Source organism: Pseudomonas putida (assembly GCF_026625125.1).
Lineage (GTDB): Bacteria > Pseudomonadota > Gammaproteobacteria > Pseudomonadales > Pseudomonadaceae > Aquipseudomonas > Aquipseudomonas putida_X.
On record NZ_CP113097.1, the window covers coordinates 1,999,186 to 2,017,067 of the forward strand.

Here is a 17,882-nt window from a genome sequence, read left to right on the forward strand (position 1 = left end):
TACGGCGGCGAGAGAGCTTGCGCGGGGATAACGACTTGCCTAAGCTATCGAACATTTAGTTCACATGAATACTATATGTCTAGCCCAAGACCTTCGCTGACCTTATCTCTTCTTCAGGGGAGGGAAGCGGCTATGGCCTTTTTCCGTCCGTCACTGAATGCCCGAGACCTCACGGAGCAGCAGTGGCGGGTCATCCGCATTCTTCGGCAGCAAGGAGAACTGGAAAGTCATCAATTGGCGAAGGCAACCTGCATTCTCAAACCAAGTATGTCAGGAGTACTTACCCGCTTAGAGCGAGATGGCCTGGTTCGCCGCTGGCGTTCACCCGAAGACCAACGACGTGTATTGGTAGGATTGACGGAGCAGGGACAGCAACGTTTCGTCGAAATGTCTGGCGATATGGAGAGTAACTATCGTCGCCTGGTTGAACAGTTCGGGGAGGAAAAACTCGGCCAGCTTCTCAAACTACTGGATGAACTCAAAACCGTAGCTCCCTGACGAACCTCCGACCACGCTTGGTGGCACATCCCAAAACGGCGAGCGCACGATGGGAAAATTGCCATCGGAAGGAAATTTAATGCGGACCAGCAACCAGTTTACCACTGGTAGATGAACAGGACCTTGTTGCAGATTGAGGCGTAGAACACCCTGACACAATAGGGCATACCGTCCGGCCACGCGCTCTGCAAGGTAGCGGCATGGGTGTAAAGCTCCCCACTAGGGTCGATCGGGTATGCGCTTGCGTCTCCGTGGTAAGGGCGATCGACAGCGATCGGGATATCTACCTCGTCAAGCCAACGTTGGGACTCCAGGAATTGCTCTGTTCTACCTAGCGTCTGTGCCTTTAGGGAGGTAAGACGCAGCGAGCGCCCCCCTGCATTCGCTGCTTGCGTGAAATCGTAACCTGGCGAGGAGTCCAGTTGATATTGATCACCCTCAATGCGGAATCTCAGCCAGGCCATCGAGCCTTGCGAATCGGCCAGGTGCTTGAAGGCATATGTCGGCCCAAGCACCAGAATTAACTGTTCTCTCGTTGGTTTGTTAATCCCGATGGCGGGAAGCAATTGCAGAAAAGGATAAAGGTGCGGCTCAACAAGAACAGACCGGATGGCAACATCTGTATCTCGTTGGAGGCTCGACAGGTCTGTCTGTCGCCACTCACCAAACGTCGTCATCACGGCCTATTTCACTCATTTGTAGAGTTTGGCGATGTCTGCATCGGTCCGGTTGCCGTGAATGCTCAGCTTTGAAAGCTCAGCCTCCAGCGCTTGGAATTCCGCTTTGGTGAGGGCTACATCTGCTGCACCCAAATTCTCCTCGATCCGGGCGGCTTTGCGCGATCCTGGTATCGGGGCAATGAATGACTCCTTGGCGAGCATCCAGGCAAGTGACACCTGGGCAGGCGTTGCACCTTTCTCCTTGGCAAACTGGTGCAAGAGGTCGAGCAACGGTTGGTTGGCAGCCATGTTATCGGGCGAGAAGCGAGTGATTACTCGGCGAACGTCGTCACCTTGGAACGTGGCATCTGCCTGCACTTTTCCAGAGAGGAATCCACTCGCCAATGGCGAGAAGGGTACGAAGCCAATACCTAGCTCCTTGCAGGCCGGGATTACATCCTGTTCGAACATCCGCTCCATCATGGAGTATTCGCTTTGGACGGCGGACAAAGGCGTTACGGCGTGAGCTTGGCGGATCTGCTCTGCCGTGGGCTGAGACTGGCCCCAACCCCCAATTTTTCCCTCGTCGATCAGCTTTTGCATGGTGAGGGCAATGTCTTCGACTGGAATATGTGGACTGATCCGATGCTGGTAGTAAAGCTCGACGTGATCAGTCCCCAGGCGCTTGAGAGAGGCTTCCAGATGCTGGCGAATTTGAGATTCCACCGGAGCCTCTGCTGAGGCCTTGTCGATATAGAATTTAGTCGCCACGACGATATGCTCCCGGAAGGGTTTGAGGGCTTCGGCGAGAAGGACCTCATTATCACCGTGACCATAGCCTTCAGCAGTATCGAAGTGAGTGCAGCCAAGCTCATAAGCTTGGCGGATCAGCTTGATTGACTCGCTACGATCCGGCCCCTCTCCGTAGCCGTGGCTGAATCCCATGCATCCAAGACCAATCGCTGAAACCTCAATCGTTCCGAGTTTGCGAAACTGCATTGCTTTCCTCCTGTTGGATCGCAAGAAAGCCCTGAATCCAATCACAGTGAATGACAGGGGATCAGCTTAGTCGGGTGATCGTTAACAAAAAATTGATAGTATTGGATTTTATAATTCCTCCAGGTGTAACCATGCTGAATCGTCTCGATGCCTTGAAGGTATTCTGTGTGGCCGCAGAGACCCTTCAATTCCGAGAAACTGGCATACGATTGGGCATGTCCCCTCAGGTGGTTACGCGTACCATCGCAGCCTTGGAGAAGGAATTGGGTGAGGTCCTGTTTCAGCGAAGTACCCGCCAGATTCGCCTCAGCACCTTTGGGGAGCAGTTGTTGCCCCAGGCTCGACAACTGATCGCGGACAGTGATCAGCTTTTTGAATACCGCCGTATACCTTCCTCGGATGAAATGGTCGGTGTTGTCCGAGTGACCGTCCCCGAATTCCCCTTGATGCGAGAAGTGCTGAAAGACCTCATTGAAGGCATCGCGGAATTCCCTCAGCTGACACTCGATTGGCGGCCTACGCTCACCGCGCTGGACGTTGTCAGCGAGCAGATTGACGTAGGTGTTCGCTTGGGTCACCCGACAGACAACCGCTGGATTGTTCGCTACGTCGGCGGCACCCAGGACCGTATCGTAGCTTCGCCGGCACTCATCGAGCGTGTGGGCATTCCTCGCGACCTGGAAGACCTGCAGAAGAGCTTCCCATTAGGGGTCGTCCTAAATCCGAATTCTGGGAGGCCTTGGCCTTGGTATATCCGGCCAGACCTTCAGTTCCAGCCCGCCAAACCGCGATTCATTGCGGCTGATGTGTACAGTCAGCTCGACGCGGCACTTTGTGGACGCACATTCAGTGCGATTCAGGAGGTGAGCTGTGAACCGTTTCTGGCTCGCGGCGAATTAGTGGAGGTGCTGCCGGAGATTGAGCGAACCACTTGGCCGATCTACCTTTATCGCCCTCAACGAACAGTCACTCCGCGTCGAGTTCTCACTGTGTTTCGGTTGCTACGGGACAGCCTTGAGAAACGCATCAATCGGAAATTGCCGACTCAGCTATAGTTGAGTGCCGCCTATCCCACGAAGAACGCGGAACCTGAATTTGACCAGCCCGTCGCTGGGCTGATTTATGCACGTTGTTCACAACCACGTCCCGGATCTGCGCATTAAATTCCAACCGATCTCCACGTACGGTTTCCCTGAACCGCACTTCGTCGACAGCCATTCGGCTTGGAGGCGAGCTACCAGTCATTTGGTATTCAGGGGGAAGATATGTCTTTAGATCACTACATTACCCTTGGCCGGTCGGGGCTTCGCGTCAGTCCCCTGTGCCTTGGCGCCATGACGTTTGGTGAGGAGCTGGGCTGGGGTATCCCGCCGACAGCGGCCCAGCAGATCATGGACCGTTACATTGAGTTGGGTGGCAACTTCATCGACACGGCCAACGGATACACCAAGGGGCACTCAGAAAAGATCATCGGAGACCACCTGGCGTATGACAAGCAGAAGCGCGACAGGCTGGTGATAGCCACAAAATTCAGCACAAACCTGTTCCCTGGCGATCCCAATGGGGGCGGTTCCAATCGCAAATCCATCATCGCTGCCTGCGAGGAGTCTCTACGTCGGCTTCGCACGGATTACATCGATCTGTACTGGCTCCATAACTGGGACAAGTACACGCCGATGGAAGAAACCGTACGAGCGATGAATGATCTGGTGGATGCTGGCAAGGTTCGATATCTGGGGATCTCCGATACCCCCGCGTGGAAAGCTGGTCAGGCTCAGCTGACGGCGGCTTTCAGAGGATGGAGCCCGTTCATCGCATTGCAGCTCGAATACTCGCTGGCTGAACGGACAAGCGAAGCCGAACAGATACCCATGGCCCAGGAGCTTGGATTTGGCGTAATGCCCTGGTCCCCACTGGCCGGTGGGCGGTTGACGGGTAAGTACACGCGAGAGAACAAAGATGAAGTGTCAGGTGGCCGGGCCGCAGTGATGAGCAAGCAGGTCAATGACAAGCACTTCGAGATCGTCGACGTGCTCGCGTCGATTGCCCAAACCCACGGCGCGACACCTGCCCAGATTGCCTTAGCGTGGGTCATGGGCCGCCCCGGCGTGGCGGCGCCAATTACCGGCGTCCGGACGCTTGAGCAACTGAACCAGAACGTAGCTGCCTTGGATATCAAACTGCTTGCCGAGGAGCTGACCCGGCTGGACGAGTTGACTCAACCGGCGCTACCCTTTCCTGTTGGGTTCCTAAAAATGGCACCTGCGCTGCACGCTGGTGGTACGACTATCAACGGTGAAAGTTCGGCGCTGCATGCGTTCTGTCCAACATCAGCAAGTGATCGGTACTGAGAAAAAAACCTCAGCGCCTTTCGCGTAGACAGGGGAGCGCGGAAAAGCTGGAGCACCTGGATCGGCGGATAACGGTAGAATGGATGAACGTTATTGAGCGAGATTCAGGAATGCCCCGCGCTTCAACTGATGAACTGAACTGCTTCCTGGCGGTGGCTCGCGAGATGAGCTTTACCCGTGCAGCTGCAAAGATAGGGATTTCTCCCTCAGCATTGAGCCATGCCATGCGCTCGCTTGAGGAGCGCCTGGGCGTGCGGTTACTCAACCGGACGACTCGAAGCGTATCCCTCACCGAGGCTGGCCAGCGTCTGCTTGACGAGATTGGGCCACACCTTGATGCCGTGGCTCTTTCGCTTGATGGACTGTCGGACCTGAAAGGTAAGCCGGCGGGAACAGTTCGAATCACTGCTGGCGAACACCCGGCGCAAAAAGTATTGGCGCCGGCATTGGCGGATATTCTCCCGCAATACCCGGGCATCAAGGTCGAGATCACTGTTGACTCGGTGCTAACCGACATCGTTTCGGAACGATTCGACGCAGGCATTCGCATGGGAGCGCAGATCGCTCGGGACATGATCGCTGTGCCGATCGGACCGGCAATTAAGATGGCTGTGGTCGGCTCACCGACGTACTTGGCGAAAGCGGGAACCCCAAATGTCCCATTGGACCTGACTTCTCACAGCTGTATCGGCATGCGATTCCCCACTCTAGGTGGTCTAGCTCCTTGGGAATTCGAGAACGTTGAGAACGAGGAGGTTAGCGTGCGGGTCGACGGCCAACTCATCGTCAACAATGCCCGACTCGCCAGACAATTTGCCATCGACGGACTTGGCTTGGCCTATATGCCTTCCCACTACACTGATCAGGCTGTTGCCGACGGATTGCTGGTCCGGGTGCTGGAGCCATGGTGTCCGCCTCTTGCCGGTTATCACCTTTTCTATCCCAGCCGAAGGCAGCCCACTCAAGCATTCAGCATCCTGCTCAAAGCACTTCAGCAGCGAAGGATTTCCTAGCAAGCCATACTATGGGCATACCGTGATTAATGAATGTTGTGCAGCACTGCATTCGAATTACTGAGCTATGTCCGACCTGCTGACCGGGCTACAGTTAACTCACGTTTTTTCAAAGCATTCAATGCGAGGATTATCCAGTGAGCAAAACCGTAGGTGTTATCGGTGCGGGCATGATCGGCAGCGGCATTGCTCGTCTCGCTGTCGCGGCAGGTTATGAAGTGGTGATTGCCAACTCGCGTGGCCCGGAATCGTTGAAGGGGCTTCTCGACGAGTTGGGCAGCAAGGCTCGGGCAGGCACCGCGGAAGAGGCTTCCAAAGCGGCGGACATCATTGTGGCAGCCCTTCCATTGGGGGTGTTCAAGTCGCTGCCGGCCGATCATCTGGCTGGCAAGATTGTCGTCGACACCATGAATTACTACCCAAGCGCTCGCGACGGTCGCTTCGACGACATTGATCAACGAAAACTCACTACCAGTGAAATGATCCAGGCACACCTGAGTGGGTCCAAGGTCATCAAAGCGCTGCACAACCTTGATTTCCATCACTTGGTCGCGAATGCACGACCAGCCGGTAACCCTGAGCGCACTACGCTGCCTATAGCCGGGGATGACGCACAAGCCAAGGCCAAGGTATCGAGCCTCATGTCCGACTTCGGTTACGACTCTGTGGACGTGGGAACACTGGCCGACAGTTGGCGCATCGAGCCGGGAACGCCGATCTACGTCTGGCCGTACGTTCCGGAAATACCTGAAGGGCTGAACGAGCAGGAAGCCCGAGAGTGGTATCTGAACCACCCTGGCAAGCCATTAAACGCGGAGGCTGCGCTGAAGCTGGTCAATGCAGCCGACCGCAATGCTCCTGTCGGCGGACAGCCGAGCGATCTTCCGGCTATCCACGTCACCTTGGTAGGTGAGGTCTACAAAGGGCGAGGTTAACCCTTACGAGTTACACGCCTGCACTTGGACAATCACTACATTCCGCGTTTCTTGAGCGTTCTGTTCTAGATGGCGGAGCACTTTCCCTGAGTGTGGTTCATGAGCATCGAAACCGGCCCAGGCCTGGGCTTGGCAACTGCCGAGGGGTTCGCACAGCCTGGCTATCGAGGCGAGGCGAGGCGAGGCGAGGCGAGTCGAGTTGAGCGCGAGAACCCGCTCTAAGCTGGACGTCATGGCTGCATAGCATCTCGCCATGGGGGCCTCCATTAGTCCGCCGCGTTTCTGCGCCAAGCCACGGTGATGGACCAGCCGCTCGACTCGTTTTTACACGATCTATCCGTCAACATTGGGGGCGCGCTCGCGGCTGTTCACGCTTGCCTGCCAGGGATGCGGCAATGCCAATCGGGGGAGCATTTTGCTCACTGGCGGAGCAGCGCATAGAATTACTTTGCGATTTCTATCGCTTCCTGCGAACTCGGCTTCAGATAGGCCGATACATTTCGGTCGCGATGTGAATGCCGTCATCCCGAAGCGCTTCAAAAAGACCGAGCGTCAAAGCTCTGATACCACGTTGCCAACGCTGAGTGGTAGAAAATCCGGATTGGGGTCTAAGCCGAAGCACACGAAGTCGGCCCAAGGGCAGCTGAGGGCCAATTGGCTAATGCGGTCCATCCAGTGTGAAGCAAAAATTGAACTGCACCTGAACAGATTTATTAGCCGGACCAGTTTACAAAATAACTTTTTGAGCGAGGGGAGCAGCCGTCGACCGTGTAGCGACGTACGGCCACGCTGGCCCGAGGGGCATTAAGTGATAGTGGAGAACCATATGCTAGTGATAAGTTTACTCGCCCCTTGTCCTTCAGCAGAGCCCCGTTGCTGGAGTAGTCAGTTCCGTTGTTTTGTTGCCCGTAAGGATCAGGTGCGAAGTCAGGCGGCGTTCGTTCTGGGTAATGATCGTCTGGCGTCTGATTGGCTCATTCAACCCGCCCTTGGCCTCGGAGGACGAACCCCCTGTAGTCTCCTCGCGGATAATGAAGGCTACCGCCATGTCTGTGAATACCTGTTGAGAATTGATTACGGTGTTTATTGATGCGCGGAGAGCGTTGGTCTGAGCTTCAACGTATGGTAGAGGGAGCGGCTGCGGGTGCGGTTTGGTAGTGCCCTGTTATTGGAACGTAGGGGCGAAAAGCGCCAAAAATCTATCTCCGCGATCTCTGGTCTGACCAGACTGGTACCTTATGAAGCACGTCGTTGACGTATAATCCGATTGCCTCTCCTTATCAAAGATATCGAGCTGATTGCTTAGGGCATTAAGATGCTCTTACCAGCCAGGCTACTCGCAGATCAATTTCAGTTTCTCGACCTAATTCGCTCAAAAAGGCAGTTTCAGAACTGGTCAGGCCGGGGCATCGGTCGGGGGTGCAGTTCAATTATTGGTGCCAAAAAAGTCATTTCGGCTGCAAATTCAAGCGAAAAATCCGAATATGCAAGGGTTTTTGGCCTTACCGGTCTGACCAGTTGTGGGGCATTTCGACTTGCCAGGCTCTAGTTCGGTGCGTGCTGCCGATTGAGAGGATGCGCCGTGGCCGGCAATTGCCAATACCTGAGGCGGTGTTAGCAAGCAGCCTGCCAACTTCTGCCCGTTCAGGGCTGCGGGGCGCTGCTTTTGACCGACGCCAGTTCAGGGTGTGCCACGAGCTTATCGATGTGCAGGGCGCCGTCGTTCATCCAGCTTTCGCTCAGCACCCGGTAGTGCTCCATGTCCCGACAGCGCACGCGCAGGCTGTAGTCGAAATGGCCGCTGATCAGCTGGCATTCATGAACGTCAGGGCAGGCCAGCATGGTGGCCTCGAACGCCTTTTGCGAGGAACGCCCGCTCAGGTTGGACAGGGCGACGAGCACCAGCAGCGACAGCCCTGGTGCGACTTTCTGCAGGTCGATGATTGCGCCGTAACCGCGGATCACGCCACGCCGTTCCAGCTTGCGTACCCGTTCCAGGCAGGGGCGCGGCGTAAGGTGGACCAGGGTGGAGAGTTTTTCGAAGGTGATGCGACCGTCGACGCGCAGTATGTCGATGATGGCTTGGTCGATGCGGTCCAGCGGGGCAGAGGTGGCGTCCTTGGTGTCCATGCGCGGTGCTTCTTTGTTGAAAGCGGGGGCATGAACAGGTTAGGCGGTTATCGGGGGATCGTCCTCACGCGCTGGCGAGTGGGCTGCCCAGCAGCCCAAGCTCCGTCAGGCGCAGGCGCTGTCGGCCCGGTGCACTGAGCGGGCCGCCACTACGCGAGGCTGCAGCAGTGCATACAAGTCCTTGGGGTTTTCCAGCATCGGCACCAGCCCGATCTCCTGGCCAATCCCCAACGCGAGCGCGGTATCGAGCACATAGCGCAGCGCCGAAAAATCTTCCAGTGCGAAACCTACCGAATCGAACAGGGTCACCTGGCCGGCGCTTTCACGGCCCGGCACAAGGCCTGCGACCACCTGCCAGAATGCGAAGACCGGCGAATCGGCCGGCATCTGCTGGATTTCGCCTTCGACCCGGGTTTGCGGCTCGTACTCAACGATCACCCGGGCCCGTTCGACGATGTGCCGGTGCAGCTCGGTCTTGCCCGGGCAGTCGCCGCCCACGGCATTCAGGTGCATGCCCGGTTCGATCATGTCCGGTGTGAGGATGGTCGCGTACGTCTTGTCGGCCGTGACCGTGGTGACGATATCGGCACCGCGCACGGCTTCAGCGACGCTATGGGCGACGATCACCTTGAGCCCGGGGCGGCCTGCCAGGTTGGCCACCAGCTTCGCGGTGGCTGCAGGGTCGATGTCGTACAGGCGGATCTCGTCGATGCCCAGCAGCATCTTGAAGGCGATGGCCTGGAATTCGCTTTGCGAGCCGTTGCCGATCAGCGCCATGCAGCGGCTGTCTTCACGCGCCAGGTAGCGGGCGGCCAGGGCCGAGGTGGCGGCAGTACGCATCGCTGTGGTCAGGGTCATCTCGCTGAGCAGCAGTGGCGCGCCGGAGCCGACGTCGCTCAGGGCGCCGAAGGCCATCACCGTGGGCAGGCCGAGGCGGGTGTTCTTCGGGTGACCGTTGACATACTTGAAGGCATACCGGCCAGCGTCGGAAACGGGCATCAGTTCGATCACGCCGTCCGTGGAATGGTTGGCCAGGCGCGGGCACTTCTCGAAATCGTGCCAGCGCAGGTAGTCCTGACGGATGTACTCGGCCATCTCCACCAGGCAGGTGGCCAGGCCTTTGCGGTTGACCAGGCGGGCGAGGTCTTGCACATCGATGAAGCGGGTCATGGCATCTCCCTGCAACGTGCGGGTTGGGCTGTAGGGATATTGTCGGGCGCGCAGGGGGGAAAATGCCGGCTGAATGAGGCGTTGCGCGCAGCGGGTGCGGCTGACTTCGGGGCGCGGGCAGCCGAATCGGCTGCCGGCCACCGGTCATTGCTCGCGCAGGCGCTTGTACAGTGTCGTCCGGCTGATCCCAAGGCCCCGCGCCACGGCCGAGAGATTGCCATTGGCACGTTTCAGCAGGCTGTGCAGGTCTGCTTCATGCTCACTGCCGCCGCTCGACACCGGGCGCTCATGTGCTTCAGCCAGAAAGCCGCCAGGCAGATGCTCGACACTGACCGGCCCATCCCCTGCCAACGCCAGCGCAACCTGCATCACACTCACCAGCTCGCGCACATTGCCTGGCCACGGGTGCCGGTCGAGCAGATCGAGGATGGGCAGCCCCAGGTACTGGGGTTGCTGAGGGTCGCGATAACGTGCGTGGATGTGTTCGATCAACGCTCGCCGGTCAGTGCGCTCGCGCAGCGCCGGCAACACGACTGCCATTGCCGCGATGCGGTAGTAGAGGTCTTGCCGAAAGCGCCCTGCACGCACCTCTTCGGCCAGGTCCCGATTGCTTGCAGAGACGACGCGGATATCCACCGCTACCGGTTCGCCACTGCCCAGGGGTTGAATGCTGCGCGACTGCAGCACGCGCAGCAGGCGGGCCTGGGTCGGCAGCGGCATGTCGCCGATTTCGTCGAGGAACAGGATGCCCTGGTTGGCCTTGCGGATCAGCCCGGGGTTGCCCTTGTGATGAGCGCCGGTGAAGGCGCCCTTGTCGTAACCGAACAGCTCCGATTCCACCAGGTCTGCCGGGATCGCCGCACAGTTGACCGCGATCAACGGCTGGCGAGCACGGCTGCTGGCGCGGTGCAGGGTCTGGACGAAGACTTCCTTGCCGACGCCGGTTTCACCCTGAACCAGCAACGGGATGTCTTTTTCCAACATCAGCCTGGCCTGGGCCAGGGCCTTTTCCATGCGTGGGTCGCCATTGCCAAGCGTTGAGCGTGGGGTGCTTTGTCGCGCTGCCTGCCACTGGCAGTGAAGGCGGTTGCGCCCGGCTGCCTGCAAGGCGAATGGCTGCTGCTGGGGGTGGGCAAGCAACTGGCACAAGGGGATCTGGAACAGTTGCTCGACGTTCTGCTGCAGCGGGTTGCCGCCCAGCAGGCTATCGGCTCGATGATTGGCGGCGAGCACCTGGCCACGTTCATCGAACACCAGCAGCCCGGCCCAAGGGCTGTCGAGGTTGTCGCAAGCGCTGTTGAACAGCAATTGGGCGTGCTGTTCGGCATGCTGCGCAAGGATCAGGCGGTTCTCCAGGCTCTGGCCCATCATGCGCACCAGGCCGAGGGTCTGGGAGGCGGGCAGGTAGCCGTCGCTGGCCACGTCGAGCACCCCGACCAGTTGCCGCTGGGCATCGTACAGCGGGGTGGCGGCGCTGGACATGTAGCGGTTCTGGCGCAGGTAGTGTTCGTCCTGGCCGACATGGACGGGCTCGGCGCAGACCAGCGCGGTGCCCAGTGCATTGGTGCCCACGCCCCGTTCGTGCCAGTGGGCGCCGGCACTGAAGCCGTGCTGGTGCTGGGGGCAGACGAAGCGGCGCGAGCCCCAGGTCTGGAGCAGGCAGCCGCTGGCGTCGGCGAGCATCACCAGGTAGCTGGCATTGCCCAGCAGGTGCGTGTACTGCGGCAGCACGGCATCGCGGGTGTGGTGCAACAGGGCCTGGCGCCGCTCCAGCAGGGCGCTGAGTTCGGCCCGGGTCAGGCAATCGAAGTCCGGTGCGCTCTGTGGCTGCAGGCCGTGATCACGGCAGCGCGCCCAGGAGGCCTGGATCAGTTGGGCATGGGGCGAAGGGGCGGTGGCCATGGGCCTGTCCTGTGTGATTGTTGTTATCAGCCGACCGCTGTTGAGTGTCGTCCACCGTTGTTCATTGTCAAACCCGCCACTGTTCAGGTGTTCAGCGAAAGTGTTCAGTTGTGAATCGCGGCTGGCCTGCCGCCACCGCCTGGGGCCCAGGCCAGAGCGGCGCGAGGGAACTGGCACGGAACTGGCTATTTGTGCCGGACAACCACAATAACAAGGTCCTGCCATGTCCCTGGTGCTGGAACAGGTCAGCCGCAGCGTCGATAACCAGCCCTGGATCATCGACGCGTCTGTGCATTTCGAGCCTGGCTCGTTTAACGTGCTGCTCGGCCGGACCTTGGCCGGCAAGACCAGCCTGATGCGCCTGATGGCCGGGCTGGACCGCCCCGACCGTGGCCGCGTGCTGATGGCCGGTGAGAATGTCACGGGTGTGCCGGTGCGCCGGCGCAACGTGTCGATGGTGTACCAACAGTTCATCAATTACCCGACCCTGAGTGTCTACGAAAACATCGCCTCGCCCCTGCGTCAGGCGCGCATGGCCGAGCCCCAGATCCATAGGCGGGTGCAGGAAACAGCCGAGATGCTGCGCATCGAGCCCTACCTGCAACGCTTGCCGCTGGAGCTTTCTGGCGGCCAGCAGCAACGCACGGCGATGGCCAGGGCGCTGGTCAAGGATGCCGGGCTGATTCTGTTCGATGAGCCGCTGGTCAACCTCGACTACAAGCTGCGCGAAGGGCTGCGCCAGGAGCTGCGCGAGCTGTTTGCCGCGCGCAACTGCATTGCCGTGTATGCCACCACCGAGCCCAACGAAGCGCTGGCGCTGGGGGGCACCACTACCTTGGTGCACGAGGGGCGGATCGTGCAGAGCGGGCCCACGGCCGAGGTCTACCAGCGGCCCGGCAGCGTGCTGGCCGCCGAGCTGTTCAGCGAACCGCCGATCAACCTGGTGCCGGGGCGTATCAGCGGCAATGAGGTGAGCCTGGCCCAGGCCGTGCACTTCGCCCGCAATGTCGACCTGCGCAGCCTGGGCGACGGCGACTACCGCTTTGGGGTGCGCCCCAGCCACATCACCCTGGTGCCGGCCCATGACGATGACCTGGAGCTGGCGGTGCGGGTGGAACTGGCCGAGATCAGCGGTTCCGAGACATTCCTGCACGTGCGTAACGAGCATTGGCGGATGGTCCTGCATCTGCCGGGGGTGCACGAGTATCAGGTGGATACGCCGATCCGGATCTTCATACCCACCCACAAGCTGTTCGTCTTCGACAGCGCCGGAGCACTGGTACAGGCACCGGGCCTGCGCCAGGCAAGGAGCGCCTGATGGCCGAAATCCGCCTGCACCAACTGGCGCACAGCTACAGCCGACAACCCGCCGGCGAGGGCGATTACGCATTGCATCAACTGGAGCACGTGTGGGAGCAGGGCGGTGCCTATGCGTTGCTCGGGCCTTCCGGGTGTGGCAAGTCGACGTTGCTGAACATCATCTCGGGGCTGCTCACGCCTTCCCATGGCCAGGTGCTGTTCGACGGCAAGCCGGTCAATGACCTTTCACCGCAGCAGCGCAACATTGCCCAGGTGTTTCAGTTCCCAGTGGTTTACGACACCATGACGGTGTTCGACAACCTGGCGTTCCCGCTGCGCAACCAGGGCTTGGACGAGGGCAGGGTGCGCACGCGAGTCGAAGAGATCGCCGAAGTGCTCGACCTGGGCGCGCTGCTGAAGAAAAAGGCGCGCAACCTCAGCGCCGACGAGAAGCAGAAAGTCTCCATGGGCCGTGGCCTGGTGCGCGATGACGTCTCGGCGATTCTTTTCGACGAGCCGTTGACGGTGATCGACCCGCACCTGAAATGGAAGTTGCGGCGCAAGCTCAAGCAGATCCATGAGCAGTTCAACATCACCATGATCTACGTGACCCACGATCAACTGGAGGCTTCGACCTTCGCCGACAAGATCGCGGTGATGCATGGCGGGCGCATTGTCCAGTTCGGTACCCCGCGTGAGCTGTTCGAGCGGCCACGGCATACCTTTGTCGGCTACTTCATCGGCAGCCCGGGGATGAACCTGATCGACGTGCGCGCCGACGCGGGCGGGGTCGCGTTCGGCGATGTGCACCTGGCCCTGCCCGACGGGCTGCGCGAACGCCTTGCTGCGACGAACGCCGGGCGCCTGCAAGTGGGTATACGCCCGGAGTTCGTGCAACTGTGGGACGCCCCATTCGATGGCGCCCTGCCTGCCAGCGTGCTGGATGTCGAGGACCTGGGCACCTATCGCATCGTCACTCTCGTGCTCGGCGGCGTGTCGCTCAAGGCGCGCCTGGCAGAAGATCGCCCGGTGCCGGCGGCGCACGCCTGGGTCGGCCTGCCGATGCAGTGGCTGCTGCTGTACGTCGACGATGTGCTGCTGGAGGCCGTGCCATGAACAAGGTGCCGAACAATAAGGCCTGGTGGCTGGTGCTGCCGGTGTTCCTGCTGGTGGCTTTCAGTGCCGTAATGCCGATGATGACGGTCGTCAACTATTCGGCGCAGGACATTTTCGACCAGTCAAGCCGCTACTTCGTCGGCGCCGACTGGTACCGCCAGGTGTTGCGCGACCCGGCATTGCACGATGCCTTGCTGCGTCAGTTCATCTATTCCGCCTGTGTGCTGCTGATCGAAATCCCGCTGGGCATCGCCATTGCCCTGACCATGCCAACCAAGGGGCGCCTGGCGTCGGTGTGCCTGATCGTCATGGCCATCCCGCTGCTGATCCCGTGGAACGTGGTCGGCACCATCTGGCAGATCTTTGGCCGCGCCGATATCGGCCTGCTCGGGGCCACGCTGGCCAAGCTTGGCGTCAGCTACAACTATGCCGGCGACCCGTTCGACGCCTGGCTCACCGTGCTGGTGATGGATGTCTGGCACTGGACATCGCTGGTGGCATTGCTGTGCTACTCGGGGCTGCGGGCCATACCCGACGTGTATTACCAGGCCGCGCGCATCGACCGGGCTTCGGGCTGGGCCGTGTTCCGGCACATCCAGTTGCCCAAGCTCAAGAACGTGCTGCTGATCGCGGTGATGCTGCGCTTCATGGACAGCTTCATGATCTACACCGAGCCGTTCGTGCTGACCGGTGGCGGGCCGGGTAACGCCACGACCTTCCTGAGTCAGACCCTGACACGCATGGCGGTCGGGCAATTCGACCTGGGCCCGGCGGCCGCGTTTTCGCTGGTGTATTTCCTGATCATCCTGCTGGTGTCATGGCTGTTCTATACCGCCATGACCCACGCCGACAAGGACTAGGCCATGAGCACACGCAAGACGCTGGCCCTGCTGCTGTACTTCTTCTTCCTGCTGGTGCCGATCTACTGGCTGCTGAACATGTCGTTCAAGAGCAACACCGAGATTCTCGGTGGCCTCACCCTATGGCCGCAGGCGTTCACCCTCGACAACTACCGGGTGATCTTCACCGATGCCAGCTGGTACAGCGGCTACATCAATTCGCTGTACTACGTGTGCCTCAACACACTGATTTCGCTGCTGGTGGCGTTGCCGGCGGCTTATGCGTTCTCACGCTACCGTTTTCTCGGTGACCGCCACCTGTTCTTCTGGTTGCTGACCAACCGCATGGCGCCGCCGGCGGTGTTTCTGCTGCCGTTCTTTCAGCTTTATTCGTCCATCGGTCTGTTCGACACCCACATTGCCGTGGCCCTGGCCCACTGCCTGTTCAACGTGCCGCTGGCGGTGTGGATTCTCGAGGGTTTCATGTCGGGCGTGCCGAAGGAGATCGATGAAACCGCCTACATCGATGGTTACAGCTTCCCGCGTTTCTTCTTGAAGATTTTCATCCCGCTGATCGGTTCCGGCATCGGCGTGACGGCGTTTTTCTGCTTCATGTTTTCCTGGGTTGAACTGTTGCTGGCGCGCACCCTGACGTCGGTGAACGCCAAGCCGATCGCCGCCGTGATGACCCGCACGGTGTCTGCTTCGGGCATCGACTGGGGCGTGCTGGCGGCGGCAGGGGTGCTGACCATCCTGCCGGGCATGCTGGTGATCTGGTTCGTACGCAACCATGTGGCCAAGGGCTTTGCCCTGGGCCGGGTGTGAGGAGGGCAACGCATGGAGTGGATGGCCTGGACCTTGCCCACCGCGCTGTTTTTCGCCGCTGTGGGCGTTCTGCTGGTGTGCATGACCCTGTTCGAGCTGCGCCGCCCTTGTGTGGAACGGCGTGGCTTCCTGCCGATCGTCACCAGCCGTGGCGACCGGTTGTTCATCGGCCTGTTGGTCAGCGCCTACCTGCACTTGTTGGTAGTCGGGGTCAGCGACTGGCCTTTGTGGGTGGCCTCGCTGCTGTCGCTGGGCTGGCTCGTGGTGGTGCTGCGCTGGGGCTGAGCGACGGCTCCGGGGAATAACTCAATCGGGAGATGACAATGTTCCATGACAAATATAACCGGCGACATTTGACCCTGGCCGCGTTGCTGGTACTGGCCGGTGTACCGAGTGCGGCGTGGGCCGATCAGTATGAGGATGCGGCATCGAAGTGGATCGCCAGCGAGTTCAAACCGTCGACCCTGACGGCGGAGCAGCAGTTGGCGGAGCTCAAGTGGTTCATCAAGGCCGCCGAGCCGTTTCGGGGGATGAAGATCAATGTCGTGTCGGAAACCATCACCACCCATGAGTACGAGTCCAAGGTGCTGGCCAAGGCCTTCAGCGAGATCACCGGGATCCAGCTGACCCACGACCTGCTGCAGGAAGGCGACGTGGTGGAGAAGCTGCAGACGCAGATGCAGTCGGACAAGAACATCTACGACGGCTGGGTCAACGACTCTGACCTGATTGGTACGCATTTTCGCTACGGCAAGGTGGAGTCGATCACTGACCTGATGGCCAACGAAGGCAAGGCCTACACCTCGCCGACCCTGGACCTCAAGGACTTCATCGGCATTTCGTTCACCACCGCGCCGGATGGCAAGGTTTATCAGTTGCCCGACCAGCAGTTCGCCAACCTGTACTGGTTCCGCGCTGACTGGTTCGAGCGGCCCGAGCTCAAGGCCAGGTTCAAGGAAAAGTATGGTTATGAACTGGGCGTGCCGGTGAACTGGTCGGCCTATGAAGACATCGCCAAGTTCTTCACCGAGGACGTCAAGGAAATCGACGGCAAGCGCGTTTATGGCCACATGGATTACGGCAAGAAGGACCCTTCACTCGGGTGGCGCTTCACCGATGCCTGGTTCTCCATGGCTGGCGGTGGCGACAAAGGCCTGCCCAATGGCTTGCCCGTGGACGAGTGGGGCATCCGCGTGGAGGATTGCCACCCGGTGGGCTCCAGTGTGACCCGCGGCGGCGACACCAACGGGCCGGCGGCCGTCTATGCCACGCAGAAGTATGTCGACTGGATGCGCGCCTACGCGCCCAAGGAGGCGCAAGGCATGACCTTCTCCGAGGCCGGCCCGGTGCCGGCGCAAGGCAACATCGCTCAGCAGATTTTCTGGTACACCGCCTTTACCGCCGACATGACCAAGCCGGGGCTGCCGGTGGTCAATGCCGACGGCACCCCGAAGTGGCGCATGGCGCCCTCGCCCAAGGGGCCTTACTGGGAGGAGGGGATGAAGCTGGGCTATCAGGACACCGGTTCCTGGACCTTCTTCAAATCCACCCCCGAGAAGCAGCGCCTGGCCGCTTGGCTGTACGCCCAGTTCGTCACCTCCAAGACGGTGTCGTTGAAAAAGACCATCGTTGGCCTGACGCCTATCCGCGAATCGGATATCAACTCCCAGGCCATGACCGACCTTGCGCCCAAGCTTGGCGGGCTGGTGGAGTTCTATCGCAGCCCGGCGCGGGTGCAGTGGACCCCGACCGGTACCAATGTGCCGGACTATCCTCGCCTGGCCCAACTGTGGTGGAGCCATATCGCCGAAGTGGCCAGTGGCGAGAAAACGCCGCAAGAGGCGCTGGATGGCTTGGCCCGGGATCAGGATCGCATGATGGAGCGGTTGCAGCGGTCCAATGCCCAGGCCACCTGCGCGCCTAAGCTGAACCCTGAAAAAGACGCACAGTACTGGTTCGACCAGCCAGGGGCGCCAAAACCGAAACTGGCCAACGAGAAGCCCAAGGGCGAGACGGTCAGCTATGACGAGCTGCTGAAATCGTGGGAGGCGGCGCGCAAGTGACCGGCTAGAGGCCGAAGCCGATACACCGTCGGCAACGTGAGACATCCAAGGCAAAAAAACGGCACCTGCCAGAGGTGCCGTTT

At 59.9% G+C, this 17,882-nt stretch carries 17 protein-coding genes; 12 read left to right on the plus strand and 5 right to left on the minus strand.

The features are described 5' to 3' along the window. Nucleotides 1–75 precede the first annotated feature (75 nt). Nucleotides 76–498, plus strand: coding sequence for a homoprotocatechuate degradation operon regulator HpaR (gene hpaR, locus OSW16_RS09110; protein ID WP_267822469.1), 423 nt, complete (start codon nucleotides 76–78; stop codon nucleotides 496–498). 98 nt (nucleotides 499–596) lie between these two features. On the opposite strand, the gene OSW16_RS09115 is transcribed toward hpaR, so the two are convergent. Both OSW16_RS09115 and OSW16_RS09120 read right to left on the minus strand, forming a co-directional pair. Continuing rightward, complete coding sequence (locus tag OSW16_RS09115; protein ID WP_267822471.1) at nucleotides 597–1,178, minus strand: hypothetical protein; 582 nt, start codon at nucleotides 1,176–1,178, stop codon at nucleotides 597–599. Between the two features lie 12 nt (nucleotides 1,179–1,190). Then, a complete protein-coding gene (locus OSW16_RS09120) occupies nucleotides 1,191–2,156 on the minus strand; it encodes an aldo/keto reductase (RefSeq protein WP_267822473.1) in 966 nt (321 codons plus the stop codon). A gap of 131 nt (nucleotides 2,157–2,287) precedes the next feature. Here OSW16_RS09120 and OSW16_RS09125 point away from each other — a divergent pair, with 131 nt between their 5' ends. The 5 genes from OSW16_RS09125 to OSW16_RS27065 all read left to right on the plus strand — a co-directional run bounded on the left by OSW16_RS09125 (nucleotide 2,288) and on the right by OSW16_RS27065 (nucleotide 7,545). Then, nucleotides 2,288–3,211 (plus strand): LysR family transcriptional regulator, encoded by a 924-nt coding sequence (locus OSW16_RS09125; RefSeq protein WP_267822475.1) that lies wholly within the window; start codon nucleotides 2,288–2,290, stop codon nucleotides 3,209–3,211. Nucleotides 3,212–3,421: 210 nt separating this feature from the next. Next, nucleotides 3,422–4,507: an aldo/keto reductase gene (locus OSW16_RS09130; protein ID WP_267822478.1), complete on the plus strand. Its 1,086-nt coding sequence runs from the start codon at nucleotides 3,422–3,424 to the stop codon at nucleotides 4,505–4,507. A gap of 110 nt (nucleotides 4,508–4,617) precedes the next feature. Then, complete coding sequence (locus tag OSW16_RS09135; RefSeq protein ID WP_267823926.1) at nucleotides 4,618–5,520, plus strand: LysR substrate-binding domain-containing protein; 903 nt, start codon at nucleotides 4,618–4,620, stop codon at nucleotides 5,518–5,520. 137 nt (nucleotides 5,521–5,657) lie between these two features. Then, a complete protein-coding gene (locus OSW16_RS09140; RefSeq protein ID WP_267822479.1) occupies nucleotides 5,658–6,455 on the plus strand; it encodes an NADPH-dependent F420 reductase in 798 nt (265 codons plus the stop codon). 826 nt (nucleotides 6,456–7,281) lie between these two features. Further along, a complete protein-coding gene (locus tag OSW16_RS27065) occupies nucleotides 7,282–7,545 on the plus strand; it encodes an antitoxin Xre/MbcA/ParS toxin-binding domain-containing protein (protein WP_418942072.1) in 264 nt (87 codons plus the stop codon). Between the two features lie 554 nt (nucleotides 7,546–8,099). Here OSW16_RS27065 and OSW16_RS09145 read toward each other — a convergent pair. The 3 genes from OSW16_RS09145 to OSW16_RS09155 all read right to left on the minus strand — a co-directional run bounded on the left by OSW16_RS09145 (nucleotide 8,100) and on the right by OSW16_RS09155 (nucleotide 11,657). Further along, entirely contained in the window at nucleotides 8,100–8,585 is a 486-nt protein-coding gene (locus OSW16_RS09145; RefSeq protein ID WP_241803214.1) for an Lrp/AsnC family transcriptional regulator, read from the minus strand. A gap of 105 nt (nucleotides 8,586–8,690) precedes the next feature. Then, nucleotides 8,691–9,755, minus strand: a complete 1,065-nt coding sequence (locus tag OSW16_RS09150) for an ornithine cyclodeaminase (RefSeq protein ID WP_267822481.1) — start codon at nucleotides 9,753–9,755, stop codon at nucleotides 8,691–8,693. A gap of 144 nt (nucleotides 9,756–9,899) precedes the next feature. Next, a complete protein-coding gene (locus OSW16_RS09155) occupies nucleotides 9,900–11,657 on the minus strand; it encodes a sigma-54-dependent Fis family transcriptional regulator (protein ID WP_267822483.1) in 1,758 nt (585 codons plus the stop codon). A 223-nt stretch (nucleotides 11,658–11,880) separates the two neighbouring features. Here OSW16_RS09155 and OSW16_RS09160 point away from each other — a divergent pair, with 223 nt between their 5' ends. From OSW16_RS09160 to OSW16_RS09185, 6 genes are read left to right on the plus strand one after another with little or no spacing between them, the layout of a single operon-like run. Then, nucleotides 11,881–12,975 (plus strand): ABC transporter ATP-binding protein, encoded by a 1,095-nt coding sequence (locus tag OSW16_RS09160; RefSeq protein WP_267822485.1) that lies wholly within the window; start codon nucleotides 11,881–11,883, stop codon nucleotides 12,973–12,975. Next, nucleotides 12,975–14,072: an ABC transporter ATP-binding protein gene (locus OSW16_RS09165; RefSeq protein WP_267822486.1), complete on the plus strand. Its 1,098-nt coding sequence runs from the start codon at nucleotides 12,975–12,977 to the stop codon at nucleotides 14,070–14,072. The genes OSW16_RS09160 and OSW16_RS09165 overlap by 1 nt, the downstream gene beginning before the upstream one ends. Then, the gene (locus OSW16_RS09170) at nucleotides 14,069–14,932 is read left to right on the plus strand and encodes a carbohydrate ABC transporter permease (protein WP_267822488.1); all 864 of its coding nucleotides are present in this window, start codon (nucleotides 14,069–14,071) and stop codon (nucleotides 14,930–14,932) included. The genes OSW16_RS09165 and OSW16_RS09170 overlap by 4 nt, the downstream gene beginning before the upstream one ends. Nucleotides 14,933–14,935: 3 nt before the next feature. Next, nucleotides 14,936–15,736, plus strand: a complete 801-nt coding sequence (locus tag OSW16_RS09175; protein ID WP_241803220.1) for a carbohydrate ABC transporter permease — start codon at nucleotides 14,936–14,938, stop codon at nucleotides 15,734–15,736. Between the two features lie 12 nt (nucleotides 15,737–15,748). Beyond that, the gene (locus OSW16_RS09180; RefSeq protein WP_241803221.1) at nucleotides 15,749–16,021 is read left to right on the plus strand and encodes a DUF2160 domain-containing protein; all 273 of its coding nucleotides are present in this window, start codon (nucleotides 15,749–15,751) and stop codon (nucleotides 16,019–16,021) included. Nucleotides 16,022–16,059: 38 nt separating this feature from the next. Next, nucleotides 16,060–17,799, plus strand: a complete 1,740-nt coding sequence (locus OSW16_RS09185; protein WP_267822491.1) for an ABC transporter substrate-binding protein — start codon at nucleotides 16,060–16,062, stop codon at nucleotides 17,797–17,799. Nucleotides 17,800–17,882: the final 83 nt, after the last annotated feature.